This is a genomic window from Neptuniibacter marinus (assembly GCF_001597725.1).
Lineage (GTDB): Bacteria > Pseudomonadota > Gammaproteobacteria > Pseudomonadales > Balneatricaceae > Neptuniibacter > Neptuniibacter marinus.
This window is the reverse complement of record NZ_LUTR01000005.1, coordinates 1-12,462: the sequence shown is the minus strand read 5'-3', so window position 1 is coordinate 12,462 and position 12,462 is coordinate 1. Positions and strand designations below refer to the sequence as shown.

General features: G+C 41.9%; 8 protein-coding genes. 3 read left to right on the top strand and 5 right to left on the bottom strand.

Annotated features, from left to right (window positions below; all coding sequences use genetic code 11):
- Nucleotides 1–119: 119 nt before the first annotated feature.
- Nucleotides 120–668, top strand: a complete 549-nt coding sequence (locus A3774_RS05815) for a rhodanese-like domain-containing protein (RefSeq protein ID WP_067864590.1) — start codon at nt 120–122, stop codon at nt 666–668.
- A 159-nt stretch (nt 669–827) separates the two neighbouring features.
- Nucleotides 828–1,496, top strand: a complete 669-nt coding sequence (locus tag A3774_RS05810) for a response regulator (RefSeq protein ID WP_067864586.1) — start codon at nt 828–830, stop codon at nt 1,494–1,496.
- Nucleotides 1,497–1,574: 78 nt separating this feature from the next.
- Here the strand turns inward: A3774_RS05810 and A3774_RS05805 are convergent, their stop codons facing one another.
- The 4 genes from A3774_RS05805 to ercA form a co-directional block, all read right to left on the bottom strand.
- Nucleotides 1,575–4,151, bottom strand: a complete 2,577-nt coding sequence (locus A3774_RS05805; protein ID WP_067864583.1) for a PAS domain-containing hybrid sensor histidine kinase/response regulator — start codon at nt 4,149–4,151, stop codon at nt 1,575–1,577.
- On the bottom strand, nt 4,144–5,292 hold the full coding sequence (nosP, locus tag A3774_RS05800; RefSeq protein ID WP_067864580.1) for a nitric oxide-sensing protein NosP: 1,149 nt from the start codon (nt 5,290–5,292) through the stop codon (nt 4,144–4,146). Before nosP ends, A3774_RS05805 begins: the two co-directional genes overlap by 8 nt.
- A gap of 163 nt (nt 5,293–5,455) precedes the next feature.
- On the bottom strand, nt 5,456–7,192 hold the full coding sequence (locus tag A3774_RS05795; RefSeq protein ID WP_067864577.1) for a PAS domain-containing hybrid sensor histidine kinase/response regulator: 1,737 nt from the start codon (nt 7,190–7,192) through the stop codon (nt 5,456–5,458).
- Nucleotides 7,176–8,342: an alcohol dehydrogenase-like regulatory protein ErcA gene (ercA, locus tag A3774_RS05790; protein WP_231867949.1), complete on the bottom strand. Its 1,167-nt coding sequence runs from the start codon at nt 8,340–8,342 to the stop codon at nt 7,176–7,178. The genes A3774_RS05795 and ercA overlap by 17 nt, the downstream gene beginning before the upstream one ends.
- A 432-nt stretch (nt 8,343–8,774) precedes the next feature.
- Between ercA and A3774_RS05785 the strand changes: the two genes are divergently transcribed.
- The gene (locus tag A3774_RS05785) at nt 8,775–9,884 is read left to right on the top strand and encodes a porin (RefSeq protein ID WP_067864571.1); all 1,110 of its coding nucleotides are present in this window, start codon (nt 8,775–8,777) and stop codon (nt 9,882–9,884) included.
- A 620-nt stretch (nt 9,885–10,504) separates the two neighbouring features.
- Here the strand turns inward: A3774_RS05785 and A3774_RS05780 are convergent.
- Nucleotides 10,505–12,382: a S9 family peptidase gene (locus A3774_RS05780; RefSeq protein WP_067864568.1), complete on the bottom strand. Its 1,878-nt coding sequence runs from the start codon at nt 12,380–12,382 to the stop codon at nt 10,505–10,507.
- Between the last annotated feature and the right edge of the window lie 80 nt (nt 12,383–12,462).

Below are 12,462 nucleotides of genomic sequence, written 5' to 3'. Positions count from 1 at the left end.
GTTTTTTTGCTCGATGGTAGGATTTTGACCAAGACTTTCGCAGGTTGTAATAGAGGCATAGAAAGAATGACAGGTAATTGACTATTTTATTACTCCGATTGTGCTTAGTAACTCTATTTATGTTGGGATCAACGATCGCTGTCGCTGCGACAAATTTTGATGCCTATGTGGAAGAGAGTGATGATGACTTTGGACTATTTAATGTAGATGGTTATCGGCTGTTTCGATATCGAAGCCCAACTCCCAAAAGCAGTGAACATGCAGAGACCTTAACGCTATCAACATTATTAGCCTTACTTGAGAAAGACAAAAATGTTGTTTTATTGGATGTTCAACCTCTCTTATGGAACCGCGTCTTTATCCAAAAAGAGCCTAGACTACATATTCCCGGTAGCCTCTGGCTGCCAAACGTAGGACGTGGTGAGTTAGAACCTGAGTGGGAAGAATATTTCCGCTCGAACCTAACGAAAATTACAGCAGGAAACAAGCAGCGCCCTATCGTCATATACTGCAGAGCTGATTGTTGGATGTCATGGAATGCCCTAAAACGCGCATCCTCATGGGGTTATAGCAGGTTATATTGGTATAGAAACGGATCTGATGGTTGGATTGAAAATAATATGGAAACCGCAGTTGCTCAACCGATTCCGCTACAAGATGACCATTAACACCAGTTATTGAATAATAAATTGAAACTATACAACAAAGTTGTAACATAACTTGAAAATTACCCTTACAGTGTTGGCATGCAAGAACAGAAAGCCCAAGATGACCTATAACACTGATTTCGGTGTGTATAATAAATATAATGAGATTGGAGAAGCATTGTGTACAAGATCCTAATCGCAGACGACCACCCGCTATTTCGTGAAGCTATCATTAATGTAATAGCAAATAGCTTTGACGACTGCAAAACACTCGAAACAGAAGATCTTGAGAGCGCGTTGGAGATTGCACAAGGAGAAGAAGATCTCGACTTAATTTTACTAGACCTCAATATGCCGGGCATGAATGGCTTGAATGGTTTAATAACATTAAGAAATGATCTGCCTACTGTTCCAGTCGTTATTGTTTCGGCAGAAGAAGATAAGCAGATCGTACTTCAAGCGATTACTTATGGTGCAGTTGGATTTATCACTAAATCATCGCCTCGTGAGCAGATGACAGATGCTTTACGACAGATTCTTGCCGGCAATGTATACCTCCCATCTGATATTATTCGAGCAAGTCAGCCTGATAATAAAAGGATGCACCGCAAAGATGACAACCAGATCCCTCCAGAACTGCTCTCATCTTTAACCCGTCGTCAGCTTTTAGTTCTTGAACGCATGTCAAAAGGCGAATCAAATAAACAGATTGCTTACAATTTGAATATTGCTGAAACAACCGTAAAAGCACATGTCTCCGCTATTTTGCGTAAACTCGGTGTTCATAACCGCATCCAAGCAGTGCTATCTGCTGGTAATATTGATTTTAACGAGTATTTAAAACGTTAATCCTAAACAAATTTTCCTGTTGATATAAAAAAAACCGCAAATGCGGTTTTTTTTGTTTTATAGGACAACGTTTTAAAACTATGAACCAAGCATATGAATCAGCGTTGTTTTTAGTTTAAGTGGTTTAACCGGCTTGTTGACCAACATATAGTCAAGATCGCGTATCTCCTGATTTAACTCTTTACTGTAATTGGCGGTTATCATCAAAACGGGAAGGTTATGCGGTACTTCACTCGTGACTATTTTTGCCGCATTAAGTCCATTTTCGCCATTGTCTAAATGGTAGTCGGCAATCAAAATATCAACTGAATCATTATGGAAATTTACTTGCGACCTTAAATCATCTAAAGATAGCGCTGTGACAATATTACACCCCCAACCTGTTAGCAGGGTCTCCATTGCCTCACAAATAGCCGCATCATTATCTATAAGCCATACATCAGCATCCACTAAACGTTCAGTAATCATTGGTATTTGTGGGCCGGTCGCCACATTAGGAAGTATCTGTTTCGCTTTAGGTACCTCCACCGCAAATACAGAACCTTTTCCTTCAATTGAGGACACTCTAATTTTATGGCCTAGCACCCTCGATATTTTATCAACTATAGCAAGCCCTAAACCTAAGCCTTTCTCTTGCCCAGGTTGATCCTCCTGTAGTCGTTTAAACTCTTGGAAGATCTCAACCAGCTTTTCTTTCGGGATACCAGAGCCTGTGTCCCATACCTCTATCCATAACGTCTCAGCCGTATGTCGGCACCCTAATAATAAGCGCCCTTGTTTAGTGTAACGAATAGCATTAGTCAGGAAATTACGCAGTATACGTGCCAGCAATTGAGAATCTGAACGAATAACCGCATCACTATGAACACATTTAAAACCTAAGCCTTCAGCCCCTGCTAACTGTGAAAACTCCGCGGCTAAAGTATCAAAAAGCCCTTGTATACTAAAATTAACAACATCAGCTTTAACTACACCCGCATCGAGCTTAGATATATCAACTAATGTCCGTAATAAGGATTCCACATCATCTAATGAATTGGATACCGATTGGACGAGATTATAGTTTCTTGGATCTTTAATCTGCTCCGATAATGCACCAGAAAATAAACGGGCGGCATTTAACGGTTGTAAAAGGTCATGACTAACAGCAGCAAGGAACTTTGTTTTAGATAGATTCGCTTGGTCAGCTTCTTTTTTAGCTTCTCTGAGCCGTGCTTCGACCCCAGCTCTTTCTGTAATCTCGGAACGCAGCTGATTGTTAAGCGCTGTAAGCGCCGAGGTTCTCTCTTCAACGCGCTGCTCTAGCAGCTGATGGGACAGTTCTAAAGCTTCAGCTGAGCGCCTACGTTCGGTGATATCGCGAATCATAACAAAGAAGCCATCCGGCTGACCGTCCTTATCAATATTCGCCACATAAGATTTGAGCATATAGCGTTGCTCGCCCCTAGCGTTTGTCTGCCAAACCTCGAAAGTTACACTTTCACCTGATAAAGCCCTCTCAACATAAGGCTCTACCTCTGCATACTGATCATCAGTATAAACCTCATGAATGCTTTCTCCATTGAGCATACCGTGAGGTTTACCAAACCATTCGTTATAAACTTTGTTGGTAAATAGATAATGTAAATTCTTATCTAGGTAAGCGATCAAGGCTGGAACGTTATCTGTAATTAGGCGTATCCATTGCTCACTTTGTCGCAAAGATTCTGCATAACGATGGCGCTCGGTAATATCTGTGTAGGTATTAACAAATCCTCCCTGAGGCATAGGGTGGGTTCGCACTTCAATAACTTGACCTAACCGCCCCGTTTGTTCAGAGGCTAAAACTTCACCCTGCTGTGCAGCCGTGAGTGCATGTTGAAGGATGGCATGATTATCCAACATAAGTGCAGCAAATGGAGGATATGACTCAACCTGCTCGGCATCTACACCCATTAGATCAAGAAAGCGATCATTCCATAGCTCAACCCTTCCCTCAGGCGTTACTAATACAACCCCTTGAGAAAGGTTATCAACTGTACGCTGCAGTAGTTTAGTTTTTTGAGCTAGCGCTTGTTCTCTATCAGCGGTTTCTCGTTCTTTTATCGCTGTAATATCAGTATAGAGAATAACTAAACCACCATCTTGGGTTGGCCGTTCTGACATCTGCACCCAACGACCATCACTCAAACGATAAACTTTGCTGCCACTATTGGTTGCAGGGTACTCTTCATCAATTAAACCGCTCATTCTTGCGAGACGAGTAATATCTTGAATAGTCGTACCTGTTTTTACATCAAGGCCTGTTGATTCCCAAACATTGCTAAACTTGCTATTAAAGAGAACAATTTTCCTCTCTTGATCAAATAAAACAAAGGCATCAGAAATACTTTCGATTGCATCAACCACACGTTGGTTAGCTAAAGCGGCTTGATCGTTAGCTTCTTTTAGATCTCGATGGCTTGCCTTTAATTCAGATAAAACACTGTGTAGCGCATCGGTCCGTTCCCTAACTTGCTCAGCCAGTACAACGGAATGCTCAAATGCTGAGTAGGGATTCGCCCCTTGGCTACCACCAGCCTCTACTCGCTCAATAAGCACATTGTTGATTTTACGAAGCTTGCGATTCTCTTCTTCTAAACGCTGAATTTGAGATTCAAGGCTTTCATCACTCATTGCGATTTCTCCCTATCGCTACGGCAGTGAAAGTCTGATTTATGTGTAGCCCTTCCATCTGCTCTCCGTAGGTGTTGAAGCCAATAACATTGTGCTTTTTTAACAGTTCTGAAACTTCATCAGAATAACCCTTAATTTCACATTCCATACGCCTTAGAAAGCAATCACAACCAATAATCAATTGCGGCTTACCTATTTTTTCTTCAATGGAGTCCAGTGTTTGAATAAGATCTACAACAAGATCTTTGGCATCCATAATTGTTAGCACTATGCCGTTTTCTACTGCACAGTAAAATTTCAGGCTTAAATCATCATTAACTTGCTGTATAGAACGAACATAGTATTCATCACCCAACTTTACAGCGATTGGGTTTAATGCGAATACTTGATGATTTAACTCCTCAACGGATAAGCCTATAGCGTCTGCGTATACGGAGGCTGCAGGTTCCGCATTTAACTCATATACACACCGGGCATCTACATCAGCGGCGGTAACAACTAATTTAATATCTTTATGTTGCATATGGTGAGTACTAAACACTTCAAACTCATAAGCCGTGTTCACCATCATGATCACTGCTGCATCGGTGTGGAATTCACCATTGTAAAAAACATGGGTTTTATAGTGATGAATATCATCAGCAGCTGAACCACCAAAATTTGGGATACTACCTAAGGCTGAATTTAACGTAACAAGAACATTTTCTTCTTGAATGGATAGCCCATCTAAGAGCGTGAGTGCGAAGGTATTTCCTTTGATAGGTGCTACATCTGATTGCCTGCAACCTGCTATTAATTGGTCAACCAATGTTTGAGCATCGGTAAGGCTAAAATTATCTAAGCATTCTATCGATTGTGCATGAATAGAGAAATCAGTCGAACTAAAACCTATAGCGGTTATACACCCTTGGCCGTAACCTAAAGGTGTGATCTCCCCTGCTGTAGTGCACCCAGAGACATCAACACCGTGAAACACCTGATTAATAGATTGAGCTAACAAAGGAAGGTCATACTCAGCGGAGCAAAAAAATATAACCGTTTTCAGATCTATTCCTGAAAGCTGTTGCCCCAGATCTTCAGCTGCCTCTTTGGGGTCTGCACTAAATGATGCAGCAGTTATAAAAGCAGATCTGTTAGTCACAATGCTAATCCTCAGGAAGTAGTTTTTCTTTCCATTCTAGGACCTGCGACTCAATACCAATATACTACTTGAGTCCCCTTTTAATTAAATTTAAAAAAGAGCTAAGCATTTGATAATAGCGTCAAATGTTGTTGGTAATTAACATTATCAGGACAGGCCTTACCTACTGACATAAATGTGTCAAAAGCGCACGAAGTTTACTTGGTTTTACCGGCTTATTAATAACAGGCAATCCCATCTCCTTAAACATCTGACCCGATTCACTGCTTCTATCAGCAGTCAAAATAAGGGCCGGAATTAATGAAGAGTAGTTGTCCCTAATTAATGCTATTCCATCAGTACCCAGTAAACCATTATCTAGATGGTAGTCCGCAAGAATTACATCAGGCGTAAACTCTTCATCTTGACAAAGTATGAGGGCTTCTTCTGCGCTAGATGCTGTAACAATACTGCACCCCCATTGACTGAGTAACGCATCCATACTAACAAGAATATTCTCTTCGTTATCAATGACCAGAATAGATAGATCATTGAGCATATTGATTTGTGGGGAATGGAATGGCGTGAGCTCAGGACTATCCGGAAAGTACTCGACAAAAGGCACATCCACAGAAAAAATCGAACCTTTTCCTTCTATAGATCTAACAGATAAGTCATGTCCCAATATAGTGGCGATACGTTCCACAATAGCTAAACCAAGCCCAACCCCTTGCCTATCTTTAGCATTAGGTCTATCGAGTTGATTAAATTCTTTGAAAATAGCGCCTAGTTTGTTGTCAGGAATACCTATACCTGTATCGAGTACCTGAATGCGGATAACACCTTTCTTTCGCCGACAGCCGACAAGAACCTTGCCTGCCGACGTATAGCGGATCGCATTACTAATCAGGTTGCGAATAATACGAAGCAGTAATCTTGAGTCTGATTTCACAACAACACTGCTTGGCTGTAATTTCAACTCTATCCCTTTATCTTCTGCTACCGGCTGAAATTCACTAACCATGGAATTAAGCAGATGATCTAATCTAAAGCAGCTAACATCCAATGTGACCGCATTTTGATCTAGCTTCGAAATATCGAGGAGATCTGTTAAAAGATCTTCGGCATTTTCTAATGCCATATGTACGCGCTCAACTAAATGAGCATCCTGTTGAGGCAAACTACGCTCACGTAATGCTGATATAAGTAACCTTGCGGCGTTCATTGGTTGAAGCAGGTCATGACTGGCTGCTGCTAAATATTTATCTTTACCTCGATTCGTCTCTTCTGCAGCCTCTTTAGCAATTTGAAGTTCTTTCTGTGCGCTCTCTCTATCACTAATCTCCTGCCAAAGCTTATTGTTCAGGGAAACAAGCTCTTGTGTTCGACTTGTAACGCGTAGCTCCAACTCTTCATTCAATTGCTTTAGCTGCTCCTCTGCCTTCTTTCTTTCCGTTATATCTTTAATAAAAGCTTCAATAGTGGGATGCTCACCTTGATTGTCTTTCAATAAAGCATTAATCGAAACGTGGATGCACTGACCATCCGCACGTAGAAAGATAGTCTCAAACCCAGAAACTTTACCAGACTGTACGAGGTTGTATCTGAAATCTTCATATGCATCTACGCAACAAAACAATAAGGATTCAAGATCAGTAACGGTATCACAGAATTCTTTAGATGATGTATAGCCACAAATATGGACTATAGCCGGATTGGCATTGAGTATTCCACCATCCAGCTGTGCTTGGAATATCCCATGCTGGGCATTCTCGAATAGCCATTTGTAACGGTTTTTCTCTTGTTCTAATTCATCAAGCTTATTAACGAGTTCAGAATAATAGTTTTTCCGGACGGAATGATTACCCAAACCCATCAAGTTAATTAGGGTGTCATTAGCGGTGTTAGAGTGCTTCTTCATATACTGCAGCTACATCTCGCTTGTTAGACTTTCTAGGGTTGGTAAGTATACAAGGGTCAAGCAAGGCATGATCAGAAAGCATGGGGATATCGCTAATATGCACTCCAGTTTCTGCCATCTTTTGTGTGAGACCAACATTTTTTTTCAACGTAATAACAGTATTCATCAGACGAGCCTGAACCTGTTGTGTATTCAATCCTCGGGTATCAATTCCCAATGTTTCAGCGACGACCTTAAAGCGCTCATGTGCTTCTTTATAATTAAAGTCAATAACATGTTCTAACAGCATGGCATTACATAAACCGTGCGGAAGATCCAGATACCCACCCAAGCTATGGGACATAGCATGTACAGCACCCAAAATAGCGTTAGAAAATGCCAACCCGGCTTTCATCGACCCAAGCATAATTTGCTCTCGGGTTTTAATGTCAAAAGGATTGGCAACTAGGGTTACAATATTTTCATTAATAAGCCGCATGGCATCAAGTGCATGCATATCCGTTAGCGGCCCTGATCCTGTAGAAACAAACGCTTCAATTGCGTGCACAAGCGCATCAATACCGGTGCAAGCACTTAAGAATGGATCCATTGTTATGGTTGTTTCAGGATCAATAAGTGACACATCAGGCACAACCGCTTTACTGACAATGGATATTTTAATCTTTTCAATAGGATCTGAAATAATAGCGAATTGGGATACGTCTGCGGATGTGCCCGCCGTCGTAGGAATAAAGATCAAGGGAGGTATCGGCAAGTGAATTGTATCGATCCCTTCGTAATCTAGGATATGCTTACCGTTAGCACTTACAATGCCAATCCCTTTTGCACAATCCATAGGGCTTCCGCCACCAATAGCCACAATGACATTGCATTGAGCTTCTTGATACACCTGCGCTCCACTCATCACTTCATTGACACGAGGATTAGGCGATACATCCGTAAAGGTTGCATATTCGATATCTGCTTCAGATAAGAGATTACAGATCTCATCTAACCACCCAGCGGCAACAACGCCTGGGTCAGACACCACTAATACTTTTCGCGCCCCGAATGTTCGCGCATAATTTGCAACAGATTTACGCGCACCCACGCCAAAAATAATTTCAGGGGAAATGAACTTTCTAAGATTAGAGATATCACTACTCATCATGACTACCATACCCTAGCCGTCAAAAACGGCTAGGTCTGCATTATTGTTATGACCGCATTTAAAGCTATGTTAGATTACAACAAAAAAATTTTAGAAGAATAAGCACTTAATTTTATTATTAGTTTTTGGGTGCGCTTTAACCTTTTACTCATACTGATCAATAGTCATTATTAAGTCATATTTTGACGTTACTATAAGCCTGCACCCAAATGATGCAGGCGCACAATAAATACAACCTTTAGTACTAATCAGGTCTATAACCCCTTCGCCCCAATACTGCACATCTTCAGAATCATACCCGAAATCACTAAAGGTACAAGCACACTAAGGTTTACCTATACCTGTGCTTCTGTCCGATACAAGTTAAACATCAAGTTCATGATAATCGCTGCAACGTTTAACAAAAAATAAATCCGTATTTTCGGGGGCGACATGAAAAATAATAAAGCTAAACTGTTAGCAGTAGCAGTAGCAATGGGAATTAGCACTCAGGCCAGTGCTGCAATTGAACTGTATAACCAAGATGGCACGATTTTCTCTGCTGATGGTCATTTTAACGCGTTTTACGTTCAAACTGATGATGATGCCACTGGTGATCAGTCTCGTGTACGCATGGGCTTCCTACCAAACTGGATCGGTTTTAATGTAAGCAAACAGATTGATGACCTTAAAGTGGGCGGTCGCTCATCTTTCTGGGTAACAATTAACGATGGCACTAGCAATGTAACTGATACAGCTATCGATGTTCGTCAATTTTACGGTACTGTAGATGGCGATTTCGGTCAGGTTCTTTTCGGTAAAGATTTCGGCCTTTACGGACGCTCAAACATATTCTCCGATGAGCTTCTACTCGGTACAGGTCTTCCACAGATTAATTCTGGCGGCGTAACATTTGGTAATATCTCTGTAGGCTACCCATACACTACTCCAAACGCTCAGATTACATACCGCTCCCCCGTAAATAATGGTTTCCAAATTGCTGTAGGTGTTCTTGATCCGGATGGTGGTGAAGGTGGTGTATGGGTTGATGCAAACTCAGACGGCTTACGTCAAGCATCGGAAGTTACAGCTGGTCAAGGTGATGATGCTCGCTTTGAGGGTGAAATAACTTACGCTACAGATTTTGATGGTGGTAAATTTAATGCTTGGATTGGCGGTGCAGCAGGCGAATCTAATACTGATGGCGGAAGCGTAGAAGGTATTGCATACGGTGCTCGTATTGCCATGTCAGGGTTCCAATTTACAGTTTCTGGTTTTGATCAGGAAGGTATTAGCTCTGTCTTAGCTGACCGCACAGTTGCAAGTAACGTTGAATCTGATGGCTACCTTGTGCAAGCATCTTATGGTGCTAACGGTCATCGCATTGTTCTGTCTCACGGTGAAACTGACACTGGCGCAACTAGCGATAATGAAATGGATTCTATTGCATACTTCTACGATGTTAACAGCAGCCTAAAACTGATTGCTGAATACGATATCGCAGACAGCTCTACCGGCAACGAAACTAAGCAGTTCGCAATTGGTGCTGCTCTAAGCTGGTAAGCCCTACTTAAAAGTTAGAACCATTGGCCGCCGCTCTGTCCCCCCTTCTCCAGAGCCGCGGCCTTCTTTGTTTTTAATACCAGCAAATCTTCGCCGACAAGCCGAACCAATCCTCCCGCTTATTACACAGACACCTACACGAAACCCTTCGCATTAACCCCGCCAACCATTAACGCTTAAGGTCATGTGCTGCAAAGCCTCGACATACTCAACGCAGCCGTATCAGCTCAGATTACAGATATATACTATAAAAACACTTCGCTAGATAAATCGAACCCGCAAAAGATAAACCATCTAAGGCAAAGTAAAATTAGGCGGGGTGATCTCAGGCAAAAAAAAGCCTGCTAAAAAGCAGGCGAAGTACGACGGTTAGAGCTTTAGATAGAAAACTCAGAAACCAGAGAGTGGATGCAAAGAGCTAGGTAAGCTCTTTAGTGGGTCTATTATCAGGCTTAATGGCAATAATTTATGCTCTGCAACAGAACGATTTTATCTAATACTTTAGTTTCCATCCGTAAGATACGACTTGTTGTTCTATACAACGACATAGACAAAATCAGGGGAAGCGAAAACAAAAAACGGATGTTTGAGACTAATAATAGAGAGAAGTGTTACTGAGTTTAGGGCAGGTACTTTCTATAAAAACGAAGCTCCTCCGCCAGCACATGCACTACATTCTCTTTCTGACGAAAGCCATGCCCTTCATCACTAAAGTAATGAGCTTCAACATCAACGCCTTTACCCTTCAGCTCAGCGACCATAGCGCGAGTCTGCTCAGGGAGTACAACTTTATCTTTTTCGCCCTGAAAAAAGATAACAGGGGATTCGATATCGGCAGCATGATAAATAGGCGATAAAGATCTGTATCGCTCAGCATCAACTATAGGATCGCCAATCAACCAGCCAAGGTAATGAGACTCAAATTTATGGGTGCAATCATTCAGCACCGCCGGATCAGTAACACCATAGAGGCTTGCTCCAGCAGTGAACAGGTCAAGCTGACATAAGGCATTGAGCGCACTATATCCTCCCGAGCTATTCCCTCGAATAAACACAGCACTAGGATCTGCAACACCTTCATTAACTAAAGAGGTAACCGCTAAGCTAATATCATTAACTTCAATGTCACCCCAAGCATGCTCAAGCGCTAATCTATAGCTTCGGCCATAATTACTACTACCTCTATAATTGAGGTCAAGCACCGAGAACCCTCGTTGCGTCCAATACTGAATTTTTAAATTCAATACTGGATAGCTAGCCGCTGTAGGCCCTCCATGCAGAAAAACAACAAGCGGCGCACTCTCTTCACTTTCAGTATAACGGTGGTTTTTTGCTGAGTATAAATACCCATAGCAACGATCCTTTCCTGAACCAAACACACGTGCTTTTGGCTCAGAACAGTCCGTTTTATCTAAAGGAGCGCCTCCTCCAGTTAAACGCCTAAATTGAAGTGACTCATTGACCTCAATGACTGCATCTAAACGATCTAGAGAGCTAGCTATTGCATATAATTTCCCATTTGAGACCTGCAATGAGTGAAAATAACTCATTGTGTCTTTCTTAACACGACAACCCTGATGGTAAAGCTCACTTCCTTCATGTGCGATTAATAGGTGCGATATGCCGGAATCTGTACAGGCATAATGTCTTAAACCAGACTGCCATGGTGCAGAGATCATATCCTGAGGAGAGGACAAATGCGGCTCTAAAGCGCCATTAAGAGCATCATAACGATAGATATTCCACCACCCATCACGATCACTAACCACATATAACTGCCCATCAGGACAGTAAAGCGGCTGCGATAGAGCTTCCTCGCGCACCTGCCCTGCCATTACGCTGACAGCAAGGTCTTTAAGTTGAAGAGAAACCAGCTCCGTGGATATCCAAGGTTGAAATGGATGATTCCATGCAATAAATGCTAACTCGTTTTTCTGTGGATTAAGTGCAGGGTAGCTATAAAAACTATAGCCTTCATGAAGCAACCTTACTTTGCCTGTAGTCAAAGAGATCGCAACTAAGCGATTGATAACATTGTCAGAGTTATGCTGCTCTTCTACCGCTATAACTTGACGATTATGCTGGTCCCACACAGGCTCTATAAAGCGAGAATTAATTTCTGCTGTGATCTGCTGGCAAGAAGACAATGAATCCGATAAGTTTTTTTGCAGGTAAAGTTGCTGATCATGCTCATTGGTGAAAATAATCCCGTCATCAACAAAGCACCAGCTTTGCCCACCATACTCATGTACTTTGCTACGAACACTATATTGTGTAGGCGTAATATCAACGATCACCCCCTCTTTTTCATAACATAAAACACAGCGAGAGCGATCGTCAGGCCTAAGCTCTACCCAATAAGGCACTCCCTCAAATGAACATCGCAGCTGGCTATATTCAACATTAGCACTAACAACTCGTTGCTCATTTAGCTCTGTAGACCAGAAACCCGAGCGTGTTTTTGCATTTAACTTAGGAACCGAACCTACTTTCAACATTAACCCTTAGCAAATACTTTAGAGTTACGCTCATTTCGGAAGGTAAACTCATCTGGATTATTAACCACCGCTTCCGCACG

Bases quoted from the DNA above. Each gene is read 5' to 3' on its own strand.
- A3774_RS05780 (WP_067864568.1), bottom strand. From the start codon at position 12,382: ATGTTGAAAGTAGGTTCGGTTCCTAAGTTAAATGCAAAAACACGCTCG.
- A3774_RS05795 (WP_067864577.1), bottom strand. From the start codon at position 7,192: ATGAAGAAGCACTCTAACACCGCTAATGACACCCTAATTAACTTGATG.
- A3774_RS05815 (WP_067864590.1), top strand. From the start codon at position 120: ATGTTGGGATCAACGATCGCTGTCGCTGCGACAAATTTTGATGCCTAT.
- A3774_RS05785 (WP_067864571.1), top strand. From the start codon at position 8,775: ATGAAAAATAATAAAGCTAAACTGTTAGCAGTAGCAGTAGCAATGGGA.
- ercA (WP_231867949.1), bottom strand. From the start codon at position 8,342: ATGATGAGTAGTGATATCTCTAATCTTAGAAAGTTCATTTCCCCTGAA.
- A3774_RS05805 (WP_067864583.1), bottom strand. From the start codon at position 4,151: ATGAGTGATGAAAGCCTTGAATCTCAAATTCAGCGTTTAGAAGAAGAG.